We start from the raw sequence: 22,298 nt of genomic DNA on the forward strand, positions 1-22,298 counted from the left end.
CGATGTCCGATGTCCGATGTCCGATGTCCGATGTCCGATGTCCGATGTCCGATGTCCGATGTCCGATGTCCGATGTCCGATGTCTGATGTCTAAAAAATAAACCTTTCACCCTTCACCCAAAACCTTTCACCCAAAACCTTTCACCCAAGACCTTTCACCCAAGACCAAAAACCCCTCAACCGTCAACCCAAACCCTGCATCCGTCAATTGACATGGGCGACCTATTCATATTACACTTTTCTTGCATGCTGTAATATAAAATATTCAACTCATGAAAAAAATACGTTTTTTGATCCTGATGACACTGTCCGTTGCAATGTTCGCCGTCTCTTGTTCCAGTGATGATGGTACAACGACACCAACACCGACTAAGCCGACCATAAGTAGTTTTACACCCAGTTCTGGGCCTGTTGGTACAGCGGTGACCATTAACGGGACCAACTTTAGTACAACGCCGGCATCGAACACCGTAAAGATCGGTGCCACAACGGCTACGGTAAGTGCCGCCACCGCCACCAAGCTTACCGTTTCCGTTCCCCAAGGTGCGTCTACCGGGGCGGTAAGTGTTGGCGTAGGTGGTGAGACCGTGACCGGGAGCACCTTTACCGTGACCGAAGCGGAAGTACAGAACACCGCCCCCGTGATCACCAACCAGACCACAACAACAGAAGTGGACGAGGATGCAAACAATGAATTCACCATCTTTACCGTGACGGCCACCGATGCAGATGCGGACGATACGCTCACCTTTGAGATCACGGACGGAAACGGCGATGGGCTGTTCAGCATAGATGAAAACGGCCTGATTACCTTGGCGGAGGGCAAAACCCTTGACTACGAGACCACCACCGAGCACAGCATCACCGTGACCGTCTCCGATGGCAATGGGGGCACGGACCAGATCAGCATACAGATAACCGTGAAGAACGTTATCGAAGACCTGTTCGAGGACCCGGCATCCTTTATCTTTACCTTGGAGACCGCTGGTGCCGATGAGGAATTCAACATAGGAGTATTCGGAGAAGGGGAAGACATCAATTTTCAAATTGATTGGGGCGATGGACAGGGATTGGAACATGTGACCGTTGCGGGAGACTTGGTCCATCAATATCAAGCTACGGACACCTATACCGTGGCCCTAAAAGGGCAAGTGGGCCGATTGACCTTCTTTCAACAGACCGCTTTGCAAACCTTGGAGCAATGGGGCTATACGGCATGGAAGAGCATGCAAAATATGTTTTTCTTGAGTAATGACGATGTTTATGTAGCCATAAATGCAGAGGACAACCCCAACCTTGACCAATGCACATCTCTTCAATACGCTTTCTCTCATGCAGATTTCAAACAGGACATTAACGGTTGGAAGGTAGGCAACGTCACCGATATGTTAGGTACTTTTGCTTATAACTCCTCGTTCAATCAGGATATCAGCGGTTGGGATGTAAGCCAGATCACCAATATGGATTATATGTTCGAGGGTGCCACGGCGTTCGACCAAGATCTTGGAGATTGGAACATAGGCAATGTTGGAACTATGGAAGGCATGTTCAACAATTCCGGGATGTCCGCCGTTAACTTTTCCAATACGCTTATTGGGTGGGCAGATCAACAGGTACAGGAAGGTGTAATATTGGGTGCAGACGAAGTGAACATCTGCGATAATGATGAAGCGATAGACGCTTATTATACCCTTACAGATGCAGATGATGGCTCCAACTGGAATATTATATTTAATATCGTAGTTCCTTGTAATTAAACTTAACTTTTAATACAATAGGCCACTGGGGAGCTTTACGTTTTTCGGTGGTCTTTTGGTTTAGGGTCAGAAGTTAGTTGTTCGTTGACAGTTGACAGATGACGGGGGTCAGAGGTCTGATATCTAATGTCAGTGGTCAATGGTCAATGGTCAATGGTCAAAACCAAGAGCTTAGAGCTTGAAACCCCAAAACCCTTAAACCTTTTACCCTTCACCCAAAACCCGCATCCGTCATCCGCCAACGTTCAAAACCAAGAACTTAGAACTTGAAAACCTAAAACTCTGCAACTTTGAAACCCTGAAACCCTTCACCCAAAACCTTTCACCCAAGACTCAGAACTTAATGTAAATTCCTATATTTGTTCAATCAAAATTGGGAATGCAATTTAAACATCCAGAAATCCTTTGGGCCTTAGTACTTCTACTCATTCCTATTTTAATTCATCTTTTTCAATTACGGCGATTTAAAAAAACACCATTTACGAATGTAGCCATGCTACAGCAAGTGGTTTCGGAGTCCAGAAAAAGCAATACGCTAAAAAAATGGCTCCTACTTTTAACACGACTTTTATTGATCGCTGCCATAATCATTGCATTTGCACAACCCTTTTCCTCAAAAAAAACAGCATTGCAACAAAAGGAAACCGTGGTGTATTTAGATGATTCGTTCAGCATGCAAGCTAAAAGCAACGGACTTTCGTTATTGGAAAAAGCCGTACAGGAATTAATCAAGAACAGTGATCCTGAAAGTGTTTTTAGTCTTTTTACGAACGAAAAAACATATAGAGAGGTTACCATTAGGGATATACAGAACAATTTACTTTCGCTCCCCCATTCGCATAGGCAGCTGGGGTTTAATGAAATTCAGCTCAAAGCAAACACCCTGTTCTCCAAGAGCACAAACACCATTAAAGATTTGATACTGCTATCCGATTTTCAAGAGAGCATGTATACTACGGATAGTGCCCTGGATTCTGCTACGACGAATTATTTAGTGCCTATTCGTCCAAAGGAAACCAGAAATATCTCGTTGGACTCGATATATCTAACAGAAAATCAAGCTGCTCCGGCATCACTTTCTGCACTGCTTTCCGGAGGTGCCGATGAAGAGAATGTTCCCATATCACTTTATGATGGCGAGGTATTGATTGCGAAAACCTCCGCAAAATTTAACGCTAATGGTAAAGCAGAAGTAACTTTTACCATACCCGAAGGTGAAGAATTAAACGGTACCCTAAAGATTACCGACAATGGGTTGTCCTATGACAACCAGTTCTTCTTTAATATCAATAAAAAGGACAAAATAAAAGTTTTGGTTGTACACGATTCCAACAGTAACTACCTGAATCGCTTATTTAACCAAAAGGAATTTACACTGAATAAATATACGCTCAGAGAATTGGATTACAGCACTTTGGGCGAACAAAACGTAGTGGTTCTGGATAATTTACCGGCTATTCCCAACAGCTTGCAAAAAGTACTCCGAACTTTTAAAGAAAATGGAGGGACTATCATCGTTATTCCTTCTGTTGAAATTGACCTCACCTCTTACAATCAATTTCTTACAAGCTTTTTTGCCACTCAACTAATTGAAAGTAACGACACCGGTAAAAAAATAACCACGATATCTTTTGAGCATCCTCTGTATCAAAATGTATTTGAAAAAAAGGTTTACAATTTTCAGTATCCAAATGTGAAACGCTATTATAAGACACGGACAAGGGCACCTAAAATTCTTTCTCTAGAGAGCGGCGAAGCATTTTTGTCGGGTATCGATGGTTTTTATTTGTTTTCTGCAGCGTTGGAAACTGATAATTCAAACTTTAAAAACTCTCCTTTAATCGTTCCCACTTTTTATAATATGGCAGCGTTGGGGCTTAAAATATCCGAGCCATACCATAATATCGGACAAGCTACTACGGTGGATATATCCTTGAATTTAGGGACGGATGACATCTTGAATGTTTCAAAGGAAGGATATGAATTTATTCCGTTTCAACAAAGTTTTCCGAATAAAGTAAGGCTTAGTTTTAATGGTGACCCCACGGTAGATGGTATCTTCAGCATTACCAGGCAGGGACAATCCATACAGAATATAAGTTTCAATTACCCTAGGACAGAGAGTAAACTTAGTTATTTGGATTTGGAAAGCATTGGCAATACACGTAATCAAGATTCTATTGCTTCGTTATTTGAGTTTCTAGAGGCAGAGAGCAGCATTACGGCGTATTGGAAATGGTTTGTTATTTTAGCGTTGTTACTGGCGCTTATTGAGGTAATTATTCAAAAATTTGTTACATGAACATTCTGCTAAAGTCTGTGAAAATAGTATGTCCAGAAAATGCGGCCTTACATTTAAAAAAGCGGGACATTTTTATAAAAAACGGAAGCATTGAAAAAATTGCTACAGTTGTGGACGTTCCTTCCAAAACTAACATTATCGATTACAAAAATCTTCATGTTTCATTAGGTTGGTTCGATACCGGTGTCAGTTTTGGAGAGCCAGGATTTGAAGAGCGTGAAACCATTTTGAACGGTCTGTTCGTAGCTGGCAAAAGTGGTTTTACAGATATTTTGTTGAATCCAACCAGCAACCCAGTGCCGGATACAAGTTCAGACATTGTTTTTCTAAGAGAAAGGGCAAAAGGAAATACTTGTAATCTATATCCTTTAGGCTGTTTGACCACGGGCTCCGAAGGAAGAGATTTGGCGGAACTTTTTGATATGAAAAATGCCGGTGCAGTGGCATATTACGACTTTAAAAAACAAGTTGCCAATCCCAACCTATTAAAAATAGCACTATTATATGCCCAAAACTTTGATGGGTTATTATATTCCTATCCGCAGGATGGCCAAATAAAGGGAAAAGGAATTGTGCATGAGGGCAAAGTTTCCACTTCTTTGGGACTTAAAGGAATTCCTGCTTTGGCCGAAGAATTACAGATTGCGCGGGACCTCTTTATTTTGGAGTATACCGGGGGAAAGCTGCATATCCCCACCATTTCGACAGCAAACTCCGTCAAGTTGATCGCAAATGCAAAGAAAAAAGGATTGGATGTTAGTTGTAGTGTCGCTATCCATAACCTGATTTTTACAGATGACAGTTTAAAAGATTTTGATACAAACTATAAAGTTTTCCCACCGCTAAGAGGCAAAGCGGATTGTAAAGCATTGATCAAGGGACTTAAAGATGGTGTTATAGATGTTGTAACATCTGACCACAATCCTATAGCCGTTGAAGAAAAAAAGATTGAGTTTGATAACGCAGTTGATGGAACAATTGGTTTGGAGTCTGCATTTGGTAGTCTAAACCAACTTTTTGATTTGGAACAAACCATTATATTATTGACTAAAGGCAGGGAACGTTTTGGATTAAAAACACCTACATTAAGAGAAGGAGAAAAAGCCTGTCTAACACTTTTTGACCCGAACATAGAGCATTCATTTGAAGAAGAAAATATACTTTCCACTTCTAAGAACAGTATGTTTCTGGATAGCACCCTTAAAGGAAAGGTTTATGGAACGATTAACAATGATCAAATCTTAATCTAACATTTTGAAAGAAGCAAAAAAGGGAAAAACCATCGCAATTGTAAGCTATATCACCATAGTTGGATGTCTAATTGCACTTACCATGAATATGGAGCCCAAAAATTCGTTTGCACGTTTCCATATTCGCCAAGCATTCGGAATCCATTTGGTATATCATGCATTGGCCATTGTGCTTACCTTCACAAAAATAGTTGAGGCTTCATTAGGATTGTACATTTTTTATCTTATTCTGGTTCTATATTGCTTTATTGGAGCGATGAACCTAAAAAAACAATTGTTGCCACTGCTGGGACCCTATTTTCAAAAATGGTTTACCTTTATTCCTTAATTTATAACAATGTCCCCCACCCCATTATCCTTAGAATACTTACTGCGTTCTTCCGTTGTAAAGGCTGATAAAACTCCTTCTGTTTTTATGTTTCACGGTTATGGAAGCAATGAAGAAGATTTATTCTCCTTTGCCTCTGAACTACCTGAAGAGTTAACAATATTATCTGTTAGAGCCCCTTATAATCTTGAACCTTTTGGCCATGCGTGGTATGCCATTAATTTTGATGCCGAACAAGGAAAATGGAGCGATAATGAACAGGCAAAAGTATCTAGGGATAAAATAATCACATTTATTGACGAGGCATGCGAAGCCTATAATCTAGATGAAGAAAACATTACGCTTTTAGGTTTTAGTCAAGGTACCATCCTCAGTTATTCTGTGGCCTTATCTGTTCCCGAAAAGATAAAAAATGTAGTTGCGCTAAGCGGTTACATCAATGAGGAGATTCTTTTGGAAAGCTATAAAACAAAGAATTACAGCCATCTGAATATTTATGCTTCGCACGGGCAAGTAGATCAGGTCATCCCGGTGGAATGGGCACAACGCATCCCAGAATTTTTAAAAGGGCTGAACATCAACCACCAATATGAGGAGTTTCCCATAGGACATGGTGTATCTCCTCAAAATTTTCACTCTTTTAGGGCCTGGTTGATTAAAAATATCTAATTGCTCCTAGTATAAAGTAGGTGGTCCATCAAAGTAAAGTCAACTCCTAAATCATCTTTGAGTTCATACTTAATGATTAAATCGCCCCAATATTTTCCATCAGAAAAATCGGCCAATAACCATCTATGGTTGATAATCTTTATTTTATTTATCTTGAAGTCACTTTCCATCCCTTCGTAGGGTATTAAAGGATTATCTCCTTTATTTTCGTTTGTTTCCAATAACTTATCTTCAATATAACGAGCGGGGTCTTTAAGCTTGAGATGGTCGTAATAGGCAAGGGCATCATCATTGTTCTCTAAGGAAAAGTATTGAACATCCAATATTTTGAGCTGTGCTTGTTGTAAGGAATCCTTTAAATCCGAAAGCTCTGTTTTCAAACTTTCCGCATCGGAATAAAATGCCTTTTGCATATTGTTCGTACTCACAAATTGGTACAATGCAATCAATGCGGCAAAAATAAATAGGTATAGAAAAATTTTACTCTTCATATTTTAAATCTTCAGTTGTAAATTATCATAGGCCAAAAATACATTTTTGGGAAGTTTTTTTTCTACTGCTTCATGAAACCCTAGTAAGTGGCTAATATGTGTAAAATATGTCCTTTCAGCTCCGACCAATTTTGAAAAGGACAGTGCCTCCTCTAAATTAAAATGGGAATGGTGTGGTTCTTCCCTAAGTGCATTCACAACGAGTACCTTTGCACCCTTAATTTTTTCAATTTCATGATCGTCCACATGTTTTACATCTGTTAGGTAAACAAAATCCTTAAATCGATAGCCAAAAACCTGCAAACGATTATGATACGCTTCAATAGGAACCACCTTTAAGCCTCCCAGTTGTATTGATTGGTTATTTACGACTTCATTGACCCGTACTGCCGGAGCTCCGGGGTATCGGTTTTCATCGGCAAAAATATAATCGAACCGCCTGGTTAAGGAAGTTATAACTCTGCTATGGGCATAAATTGGAATATCCCCTTGTCTAAAAAAGAAGGGGCGAATATCATCAATACCAGCTGTATGGTCCGCATGCTCGTGGGTAAAAAGAATGCCATCCAACTTCTCTATGGGATTTGTCAGCATTTGTTGCCTAAAATCAGGACCACAATCCACTACATAATTAAAACCGTTATACGAAACGAGGACAGAGACCCGTAGTCGTTTATCCCTTGGGTCGTTACTGAGACATACTTGATGATTACTGCCAATTATAGGAATTCCTTGCGAGGTTCCCGTTCCTAAAAAAGTAATGGTCATCATATCATCCATTAAAACCAAAATTATAACTTATTTATTTAATAGATTGGATGAAGAGTGTAACTTTGTTTTTATAAAATAGTGTTTATGTCCACAGCTACTGGTAAACAATATGCCTTTGAAAATATTCCTTCCATAAAGGCAAAAACCTTGAGGATCAATTTAAATTCCAATATCTACGGAACCTTTGCAGAAATTGGTGCCGGCCAAGAAACGGCCAGACAGTTCTTTAGGGCAGGTGGAGCTTCTGGAACCATTGCAAAGGCAATGAGTGCATATGACAAATCTTTTAGTGATGCAGTTTACGGTATTGAAGAAGACGGAAGGTATGTTACACAGTCTAGGCTAAAAAAAATGTTGGCCCACGAAATGCATCTTGTGGAAGAGCGTATTAGCCGGGAAAACAATCCAGATTATTTGTTCTTTTCTTTCGCCAATACTGTAGCTACCATCGATTTTTCCAAACGCTATAAAGGGCATGGATGGATTGGTATTCGGTTTCAACTAGACCCTAAGCAAAAGGAGTATGACGAAATCGTCCTGCACATTCGGTTTAAACAAAACGAGGCAAGATTACAGCAGGAAACCTTAGGTACCTTAGGCGTAAATTTAATTTATGGCGCATTTTTTAAATACAACAAACCAAAGAAGCTCTTAAAATACCTATACGATCATATTGACAAGGATACCATTGAAATTGATATGGTGAACTTTACGGGACCACATTTTAAAGAAGTTGATAACAGACTTATGAGTTTACAGCTCATCCGTAATGATATGACGGATGCCGTGATGTTCGGCCCTGATGGAAATAACCTTTTACCTGCATCGCTACTTTACAAGAAAAATATCTTAGCGCTACGTGGGAGCTTTAGGCCGGTTACGAAGGTGAACATGGATATGTTCCAAAAATCGTATGATATTTTTATACGGGAACAGACCGTTGAATATGAAAATACAATCGTGATTTTTGAAATAACCCTTTCCAACCTAAAAGCTTCGGGAGAGATTGACGAGCAAGATTTTATGGACAGGGCAGAACTGTTGAGTTCGCTTGGTCATACCGTGATGATCTCCAAGTTTCAGGAATATTATAAATTGGTGGAATACTTTAATAATTACACCAAGGCAAAGATTGGACTAACGATGGGAGTCAACAATTTGGTCGACGTTTTTGATGAAAAATATTATCGTGATTTGAGCGGTGGTATTCTTGAAGCATTTGGAAAATTGTTCTTTAAAGACCTTAAAGTATATCTATACCCTATGAAGGACGTTAATACAGGACAGGTCATGACTAGCAATAATGTGAAGGTACACCCAAGGATGAAAGAGCTCTACAAATTCTTCAAGTACAATGGAAAGGTAATGGACATTATAGATTATGATCCAGATATTATGCATATCTTTTCTAGGGATGTCCTAAAACGAATTATAAATGCTGAAGAAGGTTGGGAAGAAATGATTCCTGAAGGTATTGCAGATATTATAAAAGAAAAACGACTCTTTACACGGAAAGTTTTAAAGGAAAAAGAAGAAGCTTAAAAGCTATCTTATTTGAAAATAAAAAACGGCACTCCCAAAAAGGTTGTGCCGTTTTTACGTATTTGGCAGTGTTTAGTCCAAAAGCTGTGCTGCGTGATCTTTCGTTTTTACTTTTTCGATGACTTTTTCGATAACACCTTCGCCATCGATCACAAAAGTTGTTCTGTGCAATCCATCATATTCTTTGCCCATAAATTTTTTCGGTCCCCATACACCAAACGTTTTTATTACGGTATGGTCTTCATCCGCCAATAATGGATAAGGGAAATCATATTTATTCTTGAAGTTCGCTTGCTTTTTTTCTGAATCTTCGCTTACACCCAGTATTTCCAATCCTTGTTCTTGTAAGAGTTGATAGTTATCCCTTAAGTTACAGGCTTCTGCGGTACATCCTGGTGTATTTGCGCGCGGATAGAAAAAAATGGCCAATCGCTTTCCTTTGTAGTCACTAAGACTTATCGTGTTCCCGTCTTGGTCTTTTGAAGAAAATTCAGGTACTTTATCCCCTACTTTTAACATATTCATATGTATTCAACTTTAAATTTATTGTTTAACTTATTTTTCATAAAATTAAACAAAAATGACTAAACAACAGAAAGTAAATTTCACAATTGATACATTGAATGAACTTTATCCCACAATTCCAGTACCTCTAGACCATAAAGACCCCTATACTTTATTGATCGCTGTACTCTTATCTGCCCAAAGCACGGATATTCGTGTAAATAAGATAACCCCATTACTTTTTGAAAGGGCCGATAATCCGTATGCAATGGTTCGTCTTTCGGTTGATGAAATTAGAGATATTATAAGACCTGTAGGGCTCTCTCCTATGAAATCCAAAGGTATTCACGGACTTTCCAAAATTTTGATAGAAAAGTATAATGGAGAAGTCCCTAAGGAGATTGCGTTATTGGAAGAATTGCCTGCCGTTGGTCACAAAACTGCCAGTGTTGTCGTATCGCAAGCATTTGGGATTCCTGCTTTTCCTGTGGATACGCATATCCATAGACTTATGTACCGTTGGGGGTTCACCAATGGAAAAAATGTGGTACAAACTGAAAAAGACGCAAAACGCTTGTTCCCAAAAGCGTTGTGGAATCGATTACATTTACAGATTATATGGTATGGTCGTGAATATTCCCCAGCTAGGGGATGGAATCTGGAAAAGGATATCATCACGCGGACAATTGGTCGTAAATTGGTGCTCAATGAATACTATAAAACCAAAAAGAGCCGCTAATTGCGGCTCTTTTTGGTTTAAGTATCACGTACTAATTTAACGTAATCTCAAATTTGTAATTTTTACAATCGACTACATCAATTGATTTAGAATAGCTAAGCAAGAAATTGATGGTTTCTCTTGTAGCTTTTACCGTTTTAACGGTTTCTTGTTCTTCAGAGTAAATGTTTTCCATATTCTAGCATTAATGTTACAATTAGATAACGCCGCTAAAATGGAAATATTGCTATGTTCGACCTAATGCAGATTAATTCGTTAAAACGATATTATTGCGTTCAACTATCTTCCTAAGGTTGATTAAAGCGTATCTCATTCTCCCTAAAGCTGTATTTATGCTTACCCCTGTGTTTTCAGAGATTTCCTTAAAGCTCATGTCTTTATAGATTCGCATGACCAAAACCTCTTTTTGATCTTCTGGCAGCTCATCTATCAATAGTGAAAGGTCACTATCTATTTGATTTTTGATAAGTTGCTTTTCCGCGTTCAGCTTATCATCATGAATGACCGAGAAAATGTTGAAGTCATCGCTTCCTTCGAACTTGGGCATTCTTTTGTTTTTACGAAAATGGTCTATGATAAGGTTGTGTGCAATTCGCATGACCCAAGGTAAAAATTTGCCTTCTTCGCTGTAAGAACCTCTTTTAAGTGTTTTAATCACCTTAATGAAAGTATCTTGAAAGATGTCTTCCGCAACATCTCTGTCCATTACTTTAGAATAAATAAAACTTGAGATTCTCTGGTTATGGCGGTTGATAAGGATTTCTAAAGCTTTCTCGTCTCCAGAAATATAGTTTTTTACTAATATTGAGTCATCAATCTGTAGTTCCATACAAATTACTTTTTTTGGTTAAACACACAGTCTCTCCCTTAATAAAGAAGGACTTAGAGTTATTAGTTAATTATAAAAAAGTAATTATTTCTGTATAGGCCTATCAGCTTTTTAATTACACATCAAATATAGAAAAACAGTCTGCCCGTGAAAAAACTATGTTGTGATCTGGGCATTTTTAGATGTTAACTGATACAATATACGTATTAAGTGTGGTGTAGCGTATCTTTGAAACTCAAATTTTAACATATGGCCATTATCAATAACGTTGATCCAAAAGAGAATATTATCATAAAAGGCGCCAAACTACACAATCTAAAGAATATTGATGTGGTCATCCCAAGAAATAAGCTCGTGGTCATTACCGGGCTCTCCGGTTCCGGTAAGTCTAGCCTTGCTTTTGATACCTTATATGCAGAAGGACAGCGCCGTTATGTTGAGAGTCTTTCTTCTTATGCCCGCCAATTTTTAGGGAAACTGGATAAACCCAAAGTAGACTATATAAAAGGTATAGCACCGGCCATAGCCATAGAGCAAAAAGTAAATTCCACTAATCCAAGATCCACTGTAGGTACAACAACGGAGATATATGATTATCTAAAACTACTCTATGCCCGTATTGGAAAAACAATATCACCTGCCTCGGGAGACGAAGTGAAAAAGGACACAGTAACCGATGTTATCGATTTTATCAAGTCGTTAGAAATAGATAGTAAGTTATTGCTCTTAGCACCTATTACTATAAAGGAAGAAAGGGAACCGCTTAAATCGCTACAGCTTTTTTCCCAACAAGGTTATGCACGTATTAAATATAAAGGAGAAGTTTTACGAATAGACAATGTTCCTGAGGATATTGGCAGAAACTTTGATTTGGTAGTGGATAGAATTATTGTCAAGGACGATGAAGATTTTTATAACCGTTTGGGCAATGCAGTGGACAATGCATTTTTTGAAGGAAATGGACAGTGCACCATTGAAAACTTAAGAAATGAAGAAACCACAACGTTCAGCAATCAATTTGAATTGGACGGAATGAAATTTCTTGAACCCAATGTACACCTTTTTAGTTTCAATAATCCTTATGGCGCCTGTCCAAAATGTGAAGGGTATGGTGATGTAATCGGAATAGATGAGGATTTGGTCGTTCCCAACACAGCGCTATCCATTTTTGAAAATGCTGTTTTTCCGTGGCGTGGGGAAAGTATGGGATGGTACCGTGACCAATTGGTCAATGAAGCCTATAAGTTTGATTTCCCTATCCATAAACCTTGGTTTGAACTTTCTGAAAAGCAAAAACAATTGGTCTGGGACGGTAATGAACACTTTATAGGTATCCATAAATTCTTTCAACAGCTCGAAGAGAAAAGTTATAAAATACAGAACAGGGTAATGCTATCGCGCTACAGGGGCAAGACCAAATGTCCTATCTGTAAAGGGAAACGACTTAGGCCAGAAGCTGACTATGTTAAGGTAGGAGGACATTCCATATCAGATTTGATTGAATTGCCCATAAAAAAGCTTATTCCATTTTTTGAAGATTTACAGCTTTCCGAGCACGATAGCACCATTGCAAAAAGATTGCTGAAAGAAATTACGACCCGTCTTGACTTCCTCAGCAAAGTAGGTTTAAGCTATTTGACCTTAAATAGAAAATCCAATACATTATCAGGTGGTGAAAGTCAACGCATCAATCTTGCTACCTCATTGGGAAGTAGTTTGGTAGGTTCCATGTATATTTTGGATGAGCCCAGTATTGGACTACATCCAAAGGATACCGAAAATTTGATTGATGTCCTGTTGTCCCTTCGAGATTTAGGGAACACGGTGATAGTCGTTGAACATGATGAAGATATCATGAAAGCTGCGGATGAAGTTATCGATATAGGACCAGAAGCGGGTACATTGGGCGGTCATGTAGTGGCTACAGGAAGTTTAGAAGAAATATTGACAGCTAATTCCCTAACGGCAGATTATCTAAATGGCAACAAAGAAATTGCCGTGCCAAGCGAACGCAGAAATTCTAAATATTACATACAGATCAAAGGAGCTCGGGAAAACAATTTGAAGAATATAGATGTTACGTTTCCTTTAAATGTACTTACCGTAGTCACGGGAGTTTCGGGCAGTGGCAAAAGTACCTTGGTCAAGAAAATAGTATATCCAACCATTCTTAAAGAAGTGGGTGGCTATGGAGAAAAAGCAGGTCAGTTTACTAAAGTAGAAGGCAAATACAGTCATATAAAACATGTGGAGTTCGTTGACCAAAATCCTATAGGCCGTTCCTCTAGGTCAAACCCGGTTACCTATATAAAGGCTTACGATGACATTCGAACTCTTTTTTCATCGCAAAAACTCAGCAAGCTAAGAGGGTATCAACCCAAACATTTTTCCTTTAATGTGGATGGGGGACGTTGTGAAAAATGTAAAGGTGAAGGAGAGATAACCGTGGAAATGCAGTTTATGGCCGATGTCCATCTCGAATGCGATGTATGTAACGGCAAACGTTTTAAAAAAGATGTACTAGAAGTACAATTTGAAGGAAAAAATATAGATGACATCTTGAACTTGACCATAGATGAGGCTATTGAACATTTTAAAAACTATTCACAAAACAAAATTGTAACCAAATTACAACCATTGCAGGACGTTGGCCTAGGCTACGTTACTTTGGGTCAGTCCTCCTCTACCCTTTCCGGTGGTGAAGCGCAACGAATAAAACTGGCTTCATTTCTGGGGAAGGGAAATACCAAAGAGAAAGCACTCTTTATTTTTGATGAACCCACTACGGGACTTCATTTCCATGATATTAAAAAGCTATTAAAATCTTTTGATGAACTTATTGCAAAGGGACACTCCATCATTGTTATAGAGCATAATATAGAGCTCATTAAATGTGCAGATTACATTATTGACCTAGGTCCAGAAGGTGGTGAAAATGGTGGACACCTAATTGCTGAAGGTACACCTGAAGAAATAATTCAAAATAGGAAATCCTTTACTGCAGAATATCTTACTGGAAAGCTTTAGGGGTATCTTTTCATATTAAATTTTGATTTAATAGGATTAATTTCTAGTATTCCTTGCATGCGGATTTGCAAACAACAATACTGTAAGTATAAATTATAATTACAATAGGTATTTATCTACAAATCTAGTTTTAAGGCTTATTTTTTTCTTCCCGGATATATCATCCGTCAAATCAAACGCTACATCCGTCCATTCAAATAGCCTATTCAAAAATCCTTGCCTATTTGAGACTGATTTTTCGTGGATATTTGCACACAATTGTACAAGACGTCCAATTACATGCAAAATATCATGATTGCCAGCAAGTTATATACGCTTGCCTAAGTATAAGTTTTTTAATGAACCTACAACCTAATTATTCTATCCCATCGCTAAAATATTCCAACCATGCCCTTTATGAACTATTGCAAAGTAAAAAATAGAATTTCTTTTTTCTTAGTTATAATATTACCCGTTTTCATTTTTAGTGTAAATGCCAATATATGGTCATCTCATGAAAACAATTTCTCCCATAGCGAAGAAAGTAACAATGAACTCAACAGCATGAACAACATGTTTGTACCGGGTATTGGTCTTATAAAAACCGGGGCCGTTACCGATTTCGACGAAATCCTCTGCGGTCAAATTGTTTTTACCTATACCGTGACCAACGAAAGTACTGCCGGTGAGATACTCGAGAACATTGAGATCACAGATACAGATCTTGGTGATATTATTCTTAACGGATCTCCTGTATCTGGTGATGTGAACAATAACACCCTTCTAGATCCCGGTGAAACATGGATATATAATTCTTTCTATGAGACAACGCAGGTAGATATAGATAATGGTTCTTTTGGAGACCAACCTGCAAATGTTACTTCAAATCCAGTTGGCCAACCTTTAGTGAGTGTGGACGATGTATCCGATCCAATTGATGTTGCAGGGAGCAATCCAACTATAATAGATCTAACGGCTTGTCAGCCAAGAATTGCGGTTATAAAAACTGGGAGTATTTCCAATGACCCTGCTGGAGGATTGGACTGTAATTTTATCGATTATCAGTTTGAAGTCACTAATGAAGGTAGTCAAATTCTAGAAAATGTGGTTCTTAATGATCCGCTATTGGGTGGGGATTTACCCGGTCCCGATTCAGGTGATGACAATAATGATACTTTCCTAGACCCTGATGAAACTTGGATTTATGTCGCAGATTATGTTACAACACCCGAGGATATAAACGATGGGTTTGTGGAAAATCAGGCTACCGCTACTGCTGATGTTCAGGGAACGGTCAACACGGTCAACGACCTGTCTGATAATGATAGTGTATTGGAAGATGATCCTACAATAACCGACCTGAGTTCCTGCGGTGAGTCTGGTCCTGGTATAGGTCTTGTAAAAGATGGCAATCCAATAGACTTTGATGGTGACGGCTGTATCGAGAGTATTCTGTATACCTTCACCGTGACCAATCTGGGCGATATTGATTTGGACGAGGTACACTTGGAAGATCCTCTGTTCGGTGGGCCCATACCCGGACCCGACTCGGAGAGCATTGCAGAAAACAACATACTACAAGTGGGCGAGGTTTGGATATACACAGCGCTATACGCCATCACACAGGACGATATCGATGCCGCTGTGGTAATCAACCAGGCCACCGTATCTGCAGAGTCCGTGGGAACGGACGAACAGGTCGCCGACCAGTCTGATGACGACAGTAACTTTGAAAATCAGCCTACAAGGACAGAAGTTCCCGACGATTCCTGTACCGAAGGAGGGCCTCGTATAGGTCTTGTAAAAAATGGCAATCCAATAGACTTTGATGGTGACGGCTGTATCGAGAGTATCCTGTACACCTTCACCGTGACCAACTTGGGCAATATCGATTTGGACGAGGTACACTTGGAAGATCCTCTGCTCGGTGGGCCCATACCCGGACCCGACTCGGAGAGTATCGCCGAGAACAATGTACTGCAGGTCGGAGAAATATGGATCTACACCGCACTCTATGCAATCACACAGGACGACATCGATGCCACAATTGTGGTCAACCAGGCTACCGTATCAGCAGAACCCGTAGGAGCCGACGAACAGGTCGTGGACCAGTCCGATGACGACAGTAACTTCGAGGACGACCCCACAAGGACACAGGTGCCAGATGATGCCTGTACCGAAGGAGGGCCTCGTATAGGTCTTGTAAAAAATGGCAATCCAATAGATTTTGATGGTGACGGCTGTATCGAGAGTATCCTGTACACCTTCACCGTGACCAACTTGGGCAATATCGATTTGGACGAGGTACACTTGGAAGATCCCCTGCTCGGTGGGCCCATACCCGGACCCGACTCGGAGAGTATCGCCGAGAACAATGTACTGCAGGTCGGAGAAATATGGATATACACCGCACTCTATGCAATCACACAGGACGACATCGATGCTACAATTGTGGTTAACCAAGCCACCGTATCGGCAGAGCCCGTGGGAGCCGACGAACAGGTCGTGGACCAGTCCGATGACGACAGTAACTTCGAGGACAGCCCCACAAGGACTCAGGTGCCAGATGATGCCTGTACCGAAGGAGGGCCCGGCATAGGGCTTATCAAGACCGGTGAACTGGTCGATATTGATAATGATGGCTGTATTGAAAGTATACGCTACACATTCACCGTGACCAATCTGGGTGATTTCAATCTGGACGAGGTCCTGCTCGAAGATTCCCTGTTCGGTGGGGCAATTCCAGGGCCAGTCTCCGAGAGTATTACCGAGAACAACATACTACAGGTGGACGAGATATGGACCTATACAGCACTATACGCCATTAAACAGGCCGACATAGATGCCACAATTGTGGTCAATCAGGCCATCGTATCGGCAGAGCCTGTTGGCTTTGATATTAATGTTTTCGATTTATCTGATGACGATAGCAACTTTGAGAACTCCCCAACCAGAACCGAGGTACCTGATGATTCTTGCCCTGGTGATGACGGTGGAACACCGCTGTTCGGTATTGCCATGATCAAAACAGGAGAAGGACTGGATATTGATAACGACGGCTGCGATGATAGTATAAGGTATGATTTTACCGTAATCAATTCAGGGAGTATCAACTTAGAAAATGTGGAGATAAATGATGAACTCTTTGAGGGACAGATAAACGGATTGGTAGTGAGCGAAGAGACTGAAGATGGTATCCTACAACCGGGAGAAGAATGGCAGTACACTGCAATCTACAATGTAACACAGGAAGATATAGATGGGATTTTCGTTGACAACCAAGCTTCAATCGCTGCCAACTTAATAGAATTGAATGATGTTGTTTTTGATTTATCCGATGATGATAGTTACCAAGAAAATGAAATGACCAGAACCAATGTTTCCGCTTTCTGCGAATTTAATGGTAACAATACCGGTTTCAGGATTTACAATGGCATAACTCCCAATGGGGACGGTTTTAATGATTATTTCCAGATTGTAGGCATAGAAAACTACCCGGATAACAATGTAAAAATCTTCAACAGATGGGGTGTCGAAATCTATAACAGTGACAATTACGGTCAGGGAAATAATCTTTTCAGTGGTATTTCTGAAGGAAGGGCCACAATAGACAAATCCAGGGAACTGCCCAGTGGCACCTATTTCTACATTCTAACATTTACAGGCGAAAATCCTGGAGAAGATACCTACTCTGGTTATCTATATATCAATAGAGATTAACGGGCCAACCATCAAATTGAAAAAAGCAACCAACGCACAAGATATTTTATAATGAAAAGAAATCAATTGATAATAAGCATCGTATTTATGGTACTTGGTATAGTTTGTACGGCGCAGCAAAACCCGCAGTACACACAATACATGTACAATACCCAGATCATTAATCCAGCTTATAGCGGTTCTAGAGAAGCTTTAAGTTTTGGACTATTGGGAAGAACCCAATGGGTCAGCTTGGAAGGGTCACCGGAATCCGGGACATTCACTGTTAACTCCCCAATCGGACTTTATGATAATATGGGTTTAGGCTTATCGATTGTACATGACAGAATAGGACCTTCCTCGGAATCCAATATAACGGCAGATTATGCATACCGTATTGATGTTTCAACAGAGGGTAGACTATCCTTCGGTCTAAAGGCAGGTGTTGATGTATTGAATGTTGACTATAGTGCGTTGACCATTTTCGATCAAAATGACCCATTTTTTCAAAATAGTATTGATAATAGATTACAACCACAAGTAGGTGTTGGGCTATATTTCAATACCGATAGATTTTATATGGGGGCTTCCGTACCAAATTTTTTACGGGCAGAGCATTTTGATGAAAGTACTCTTGAAGGCGACAACGTGGATTCCGATAGTATTGCGTTGGAAAGATTGCATTATTTTTTGATTGCCGGGTATGTTTTTGATTTAAACCAAAATCTTAAGTTCAAGCCCGCTACCCTGTTCAAAGCTGTTGGTGGTTCTCCGCTACAATGGGATTTTTCTGCAAATTTTCTCTTCAATGAGAAATTTACTTTAGGAGCTTCATATCGATGGAGTGCATCCTTAAGTGCGCTAGCAGGATTTCAGATAACCGATTCGCTGTTTTTGGGCATGGCATATGATTATCAGACCACCGAAATAGAATCCTATAGCGATGGATCTTATGAAGTATTTCTTCGATTTGACATCTTCAAAAAATCAGACCGAATATTAACTCCAAGATTCTTCTAAAACCATAAAGACAATAACTATGCTACAAAAATTGCGAATATGTTTACTGTTTGTATTAATTACGGGAAACATTTTTGGACAAAGGAATAAAGTAAAAAAAGCAGATGAAGAATTTGAAACCTATTCCTATATCGATGCTAGAAAAATATATCTTAAGGTTGTTGAAGATGGTTATGAATCTGCACAAGTATTTAAAAAACTGGGAGATACCTACTATTTCAATAGCGAATATAAAGAAGCGTCCATATGGTATAAAAGACTGCTGGAAAAGTTTCCAAACGAAGTAGAACCGATTTATAAACATAGAGTCGCACAATCCCTCAAAAGTATAGGAGCATATGAGGAGTCAAAAAAGATAATGGGTTCTTATGCTGATATGGCCCAAAATAGTTCGATAACAGAAAACTATCAGAAAAACAAATCAGTTTTAGACAGTATTATTGACTTTGAATCGAAAGAGTTCGAAGTGCTAAATGCTTCCAACGGTTTATCCAGCTCAGACTTTGGACCTTCCTTTTATGGAAATAGTATCGTATATGCTTCAACTTCAAAAAATACCCAAGGAGATAAAATCCATGATTGGAACGGACTCCCTTACCTAGATTTATATCAAGCCGATCTAGATGAAAATGGACTATTCTCGAAAACCACATCGCTCAAAGGTGATATTAACACTCCATACCATGAGTCTTCAGCATGTTTTACAAAAGATGGAGAAACTATGTATTTTACTAGAAACAACTACATAAATGGCAAGAAAAAAAGAGGAAAGAACAAATTGGTCAGCCTAAAAATTTACAAGGCTACCAAAAGTACAGATGGTAGTTGGGGCAATGTACAAGAACTGCCTTTTAATAGCGATTCGTACGCTGTGGCCCATCCAGCATTGAACAGGGACGAAACTAGACTTTACTTTTCTTCGGATATGCCAGGTACTTTTGGAATGTCAGATATATGGTATGTTGAAGTGCTGAAAAATGGAAGTTATGGAAGCCCCGTGAATTTAGGTTCAAGGGTAAATACCGAAGCCAGGGAGAGTTTTCCTTATTTAAGCAATAACAACAACTTATATTTTTCGAGCGATGGACATGTAGGCCTTGGCGGGTTGGATGTTTTTGTAATCTCCCTAAACAATCCAGGCACTTTTAAAGAAGTGACCAATCTAAAAAAGCCTATAAATACAAACCAAGACGATTTTGGACTTATCATTAACGAAGAAAAACGCTTTGGCTATTTATCATCCAATAGAAATGGGAATGAAGGGAGCAAGTCTGACGACATTTACAGGTTTTCCGAAAGTTGTTCCATTCTAATCAAAGGATTAGTTGTGGACAAGGATACAAGGGAAATATTGCCTGGTTCAGTGGTCATACTTCTTGATAGTGAAAACAAGGTTGTCTCCCAAACCATAGCCAATAGTAAAGGTGTATATAGTTTTGATGGAATTACGGATTGTAACGACCAATATTCGGTTAGGGGAACCAACAATGAGCTAGAATATCAACCAGATGAGAAACTGGTCAATACTCCTTTAGGTTCTTCAACTTTAGAGGTTGATCTAGAATTGACACCCCCAGATTGTCCAGTAAACGATTTAGGTTGCAGATTAGAATTACAGCCCATCTATTTTGATTTTGATAAGCATAACATAAGACCAGATGCTGAAGTGGAGTTGGCCAAAATATTATCAGCTATGAAAGAATATCCACAATTGGTCATCCACATAGAATCACATACAGATTCCAGAGGAAACGATAGATACAACGAACTTCTTTCCGATAGGAGAGCCAAATCCACATTGGAATGGTTAGTTAATAAAGGAATAGATAGAACCAGACTCTCCGCTAAAGGTTATGGCGAATCTCAACTTCAAAATGAATGCTCAAATGGTGTGGAATGTTCAGAAAAAGCACATCAATTAAATCGAAGATCTATGTTCATCATTAAAAACTAAATTCAATAGTTTTAGAATAAAAAGGAACAAACTCCTGATAAGCAATTGTTTATCAGGAGTTTAATTTTTTTGGCACGCTGTTTGGTATTACCTAATCGGAAAGTAAATAGTTACTTCCAGAATTTAAAACCTTATAGTATGAAAAAGTCAGTACTTATTATTGCAGCGGTTTTTTTGGGTACATTTTTTACCAAGGCCGCAACGGTTGAAGATAAGGTTGCTACCGTCAATTACCGTTACGGAAATTCATTCATCTTTGTTGAGGATGGCGTAACGTTTTCAGTTTATCCTGACGGGGAATTCGATTTTTACGTTGATAATCGTGTTAATGTAGGTGTCGGTGCCCAGATCGGGAACGTCGGTATCACCTTTAACTCAGGTTTCGATTATAACCCATTTGTACAGTTCGATGATTTTGGAGCTGTAATCCAAGTTGAAAATACTCCAATCTTTTATGATTTCTATGGTCGTGTTTCCCAGATTGGAAGTGTAGACGTCTGGTACAGAAACGGAAGGGTCAGAAGACTTGGTGGATTAAACGTTTTTTATAACGGTGGAGTTTTTAGCCATCATACAGGATTCATAAATATTTATAACCGACGTTACGTGTATAGACCATTTCACAGATGGTTTGCCAGACCCGCAGTTAACTTCTGTAATGTTTGGAGAACTCCTTACCGAAGGTATTATACACCTGTAAGATACACATGGCACAGACCGTATAGAAACAATGTTCGTAGAGCTTATGCACAAATTGGAAGGGAATATAGATATAATAGAAGTAGAAGAGCAAATGTCTATAGAAATGATAGACGGGTTGCAGTAAGAAACAACAATACTATAAGAAGAGGAAGTGTTGCAACGAGAAGCAACAGATCTGCAAGTCGAAATGTTGGTAGGGCAAACACTACTAATAGAGTTAGTAATGCAAATAGAAGTTCTACCGCTAGAAGGTCTGTAGCTCAAACGAGTACTAGAAGAAGTACTACTGTAAATCGTTCAAGTAATACAGAAGCTAGAAATAATAGAAGCACAAGAACGGTAAAACAGAGCGATTATAGAAGAGGAAATGTTGCTTCTAGAAGTAATACTGGTAGAACGGTTACCAAGAGGGAAGTTACACAAAAGCCGAATAGCAGAACTGTAACCAAACGACAGGTTACCACTGCACCAAGAAGTAGAACAGTTAAACGCAGTACTCAAACTACGTACAAAAGGCCAGAAGCCAAAAGGAGTACAAGTAGTAGGTCTGTTGCAAGTAGAAGTAGTTCTCCTAAAAGAACGGTTTCCAAAAACACAAGGACTACCGTAAAAAGGAGTACTGGGAACAACAGTTCTAGAAGAAGTAATAATTCAAGTACAAGAACAAGAAGTTCTAGAGTACAATAAAGATAGTTTTTAGGTTGGTTAGTTGTTTACCCCGTAGTTGGATTTATC

Annotated in this window: 17 protein-coding genes; 12 read left to right on the forward strand and 5 right to left on the reverse strand. The window is 39.3% G+C overall.

What is annotated here, in order from left to right:
- The first annotated feature begins 272 nt into the window (after positions 1-272).
- The 5 genes from KIM67_RS06465 to KIM67_RS06485 all read left to right on the forward strand — a co-directional run bounded on the left by KIM67_RS06465 (position 273) and on the right by KIM67_RS06485 (position 6,306).
- Positions 273-1,757, forward strand: a complete 1,485-nt coding sequence (locus KIM67_RS06465; RefSeq protein WP_213830531.1) for a BspA family leucine-rich repeat surface protein — start codon at positions 273-275, stop codon at positions 1,755-1,757.
- 379 nt (positions 1,758-2,136) lie between these two features.
- A complete protein-coding gene (locus KIM67_RS06470; RefSeq protein ID WP_213830532.1) occupies positions 2,137-4,059 on the forward strand; it encodes a BatA domain-containing protein in 1,923 nt (640 codons plus the stop codon).
- Positions 4,056-5,309: a dihydroorotase family protein gene (locus KIM67_RS06475; RefSeq protein WP_213830533.1), complete on the forward strand. Its 1,254-nt coding sequence runs from the start codon at positions 4,056-4,058 to the stop codon at positions 5,307-5,309. Before KIM67_RS06470 ends, KIM67_RS06475 begins: the two co-directional genes overlap by 4 nt.
- 4 nt (positions 5,310-5,313) lie before the next feature.
- Positions 5,314-5,637 (forward strand): hypothetical protein, encoded by a 324-nt coding sequence (locus tag KIM67_RS06480; RefSeq protein ID WP_213830534.1) that lies wholly within the window; start codon positions 5,314-5,316, stop codon positions 5,635-5,637.
- Positions 5,638-5,646: 9 nt separating this feature from the next.
- Positions 5,647-6,306 carry an alpha/beta hydrolase gene (locus KIM67_RS06485; RefSeq protein ID WP_213830535.1) on the forward strand — a complete coding sequence of 220 codons (660 nt, stop codon included), beginning with the start codon at positions 5,647-5,649 and terminating at the stop codon, positions 6,304-6,306.
- Here the strand turns inward: KIM67_RS06485 and KIM67_RS06490 are convergent.
- Together KIM67_RS06490 and KIM67_RS06495 are read right to left on the reverse strand one after the other, a co-directional pair.
- Complete coding sequence (locus KIM67_RS06490) at positions 6,303-6,797, reverse strand: hydrolase (protein WP_213830536.1); 495 nt, start codon at positions 6,795-6,797, stop codon at positions 6,303-6,305. The two genes, KIM67_RS06485 and KIM67_RS06490, sit on opposite strands and share 4 nt — an antisense overlap.
- A gap of 3 nt (positions 6,798-6,800) precedes the next feature.
- A complete protein-coding gene (locus KIM67_RS06495; protein WP_213830691.1) occupies positions 6,801-7,565 on the reverse strand; it encodes an MBL fold metallo-hydrolase in 765 nt (254 codons plus the stop codon).
- 87 nt (positions 7,566-7,652) lie between these two features.
- Here KIM67_RS06495 and KIM67_RS06500 point away from each other — a divergent pair, with 87 nt between their 5' ends.
- Positions 7,653-9,110 carry a TonB-dependent receptor gene (locus KIM67_RS06500; protein WP_213830537.1) on the forward strand — a complete coding sequence of 486 codons (1,458 nt, stop codon included), beginning with the start codon at positions 7,653-7,655 and terminating at the stop codon, positions 9,108-9,110.
- 72 nt (positions 9,111-9,182) lie between these two features.
- On the opposite strand, the gene bcp is transcribed toward KIM67_RS06500, so the two are convergent.
- The gene (gene bcp, locus KIM67_RS06505; protein ID WP_213830538.1) at positions 9,183-9,635 is read right to left on the reverse strand and encodes a thioredoxin-dependent thiol peroxidase; all 453 of its coding nucleotides are present in this window, start codon (positions 9,633-9,635) and stop codon (positions 9,183-9,185) included.
- 55 nt (positions 9,636-9,690) lie between these two features.
- Between bcp and nth the strand changes: the two genes are divergently transcribed.
- Positions 9,691-10,353 carry an endonuclease III gene (gene nth / locus KIM67_RS06510; RefSeq protein WP_213830539.1) on the forward strand — a complete coding sequence of 221 codons (663 nt, stop codon included), beginning with the start codon at positions 9,691-9,693 and terminating at the stop codon, positions 10,351-10,353.
- Positions 10,354-10,384: 31 nt separating this feature from the next.
- On the opposite strand, the gene KIM67_RS06515 is transcribed toward nth, so the two are convergent.
- Together KIM67_RS06515 and KIM67_RS06520 are read right to left on the reverse strand one after the other, a co-directional pair.
- The gene (locus KIM67_RS06515; RefSeq protein ID WP_213830540.1) at positions 10,385-10,528 is read right to left on the reverse strand and encodes a hypothetical protein; all 144 of its coding nucleotides are present in this window, start codon (positions 10,526-10,528) and stop codon (positions 10,385-10,387) included.
- 72 nt (positions 10,529-10,600) lie between these two features.
- Positions 10,601-11,182 carry an RNA polymerase sigma factor gene (locus KIM67_RS06520; RefSeq protein WP_213830541.1) on the reverse strand — a complete coding sequence of 194 codons (582 nt, stop codon included), beginning with the start codon at positions 11,180-11,182 and terminating at the stop codon, positions 10,601-10,603.
- A gap of 249 nt (positions 11,183-11,431) precedes the next feature.
- Here KIM67_RS06520 and uvrA point away from each other — a divergent pair, with 249 nt between their 5' ends.
- The 5 genes from uvrA to KIM67_RS06545 all read left to right on the forward strand — a co-directional run bounded on the left by uvrA (position 11,432) and on the right by KIM67_RS06545 (position 22,250).
- Positions 11,432-14,209 (forward strand): excinuclease ABC subunit UvrA, encoded by a 2,778-nt coding sequence (gene uvrA, locus KIM67_RS06525; protein ID WP_213830542.1) that lies wholly within the window; start codon positions 11,432-11,434, stop codon positions 14,207-14,209.
- Positions 14,210-14,605: 396 nt separating this feature from the next.
- Positions 14,606-17,908: a gliding motility-associated C-terminal domain-containing protein gene (locus KIM67_RS06530; RefSeq protein WP_213830543.1), complete on the forward strand. Its 3,303-nt coding sequence runs from the start codon at positions 14,606-14,608 to the stop codon at positions 17,906-17,908.
- Positions 17,909-17,959: 51 nt separating this feature from the next.
- On the forward strand, positions 17,960-18,907 hold the full coding sequence (locus KIM67_RS06535; protein WP_213830544.1) for a type IX secretion system membrane protein PorP/SprF: 948 nt from the start codon (positions 17,960-17,962) through the stop codon (positions 18,905-18,907).
- A 19-nt stretch (positions 18,908-18,926) separates the two neighbouring features.
- Complete coding sequence (locus KIM67_RS06540) at positions 18,927-20,861, forward strand: OmpA family protein (RefSeq protein WP_213830545.1); 1,935 nt, start codon at positions 18,927-18,929, stop codon at positions 20,859-20,861.
- A gap of 138 nt (positions 20,862-20,999) precedes the next feature.
- A complete protein-coding gene (locus KIM67_RS06545) occupies positions 21,000-22,250 on the forward strand; it encodes a hypothetical protein (protein ID WP_213830546.1) in 1,251 nt (416 codons plus the stop codon).
- Positions 22,251-22,298: the final 48 nt, after the last annotated feature.

It is taken from the genome of Flagellimonas sp. 389 (assembly GCF_018449435.1).
GTDB lineage: Bacteria > Bacteroidota > Bacteroidia > Flavobacteriales > Flavobacteriaceae > Flagellimonas.

What these genes read in the sequence shown, in the direction of transcription:
- KIM67_RS06465 (WP_213830531.1), top strand. Translation starts at nt 273, where the DNA reads ATGAAAAAAATACGTTTTTTGATCCTGATGACACTGTCCGTTGCAATG.
- KIM67_RS06470 (WP_213830532.1), top strand. Translation starts at nt 2,137, where the DNA reads ATGCAATTTAAACATCCAGAAATCCTTTGGGCCTTAGTACTTCTACTC.
- KIM67_RS06475 (WP_213830533.1), top strand. Translation starts at nt 4,056, where the DNA reads ATGAACATTCTGCTAAAGTCTGTGAAAATAGTATGTCCAGAAAATGCG.
- KIM67_RS06485 (WP_213830535.1), top strand. Translation starts at nt 5,647, where the DNA reads ATGTCCCCCACCCCATTATCCTTAGAATACTTACTGCGTTCTTCCGTT.
- KIM67_RS06490 (WP_213830536.1), bottom strand. Translation starts at nt 6,797, where the DNA reads ATGAAGAGTAAAATTTTTCTATACCTATTTATTTTTGCCGCATTGATT.
- KIM67_RS06495 (WP_213830691.1), bottom strand. Translation starts at nt 7,565, where the DNA reads ATGACCATTACTTTTTTAGGAACGGGAACCTCGCAAGGAATTCCTATA.
- KIM67_RS06500 (WP_213830537.1), top strand. Translation starts at nt 7,653, where the DNA reads ATGTCCACAGCTACTGGTAAACAATATGCCTTTGAAAATATTCCTTCC.
- bcp (WP_213830538.1), bottom strand. Translation starts at nt 9,635, where the DNA reads ATGAATATGTTAAAAGTAGGGGATAAAGTACCTGAATTTTCTTCAAAA.
- nth (WP_213830539.1), top strand. Translation starts at nt 9,691, where the DNA reads ATGACTAAACAACAGAAAGTAAATTTCACAATTGATACATTGAATGAA.
- KIM67_RS06515 (WP_213830540.1), bottom strand. Translation starts at nt 10,528, where the DNA reads ATGGAAAACATTTACTCTGAAGAACAAGAAACCGTTAAAACGGTAAAA.
- KIM67_RS06520 (WP_213830541.1), bottom strand. Translation starts at nt 11,182, where the DNA reads ATGGAACTACAGATTGATGACTCAATATTAGTAAAAAACTATATTTCT.
- uvrA (WP_213830542.1), top strand. Translation starts at nt 11,432, where the DNA reads ATGGCCATTATCAATAACGTTGATCCAAAAGAGAATATTATCATAAAA.
- KIM67_RS06530 (WP_213830543.1), top strand. Translation starts at nt 14,606, where the DNA reads ATGAACTATTGCAAAGTAAAAAATAGAATTTCTTTTTTCTTAGTTATA.
- KIM67_RS06535 (WP_213830544.1), top strand. Translation starts at nt 17,960, where the DNA reads ATGAAAAGAAATCAATTGATAATAAGCATCGTATTTATGGTACTTGGT.
- KIM67_RS06540 (WP_213830545.1), top strand. Translation starts at nt 18,927, where the DNA reads ATGCTACAAAAATTGCGAATATGTTTACTGTTTGTATTAATTACGGGA.
- KIM67_RS06545 (WP_213830546.1), top strand. Translation starts at nt 21,000, where the DNA reads ATGAAAAAGTCAGTACTTATTATTGCAGCGGTTTTTTTGGGTACATTT.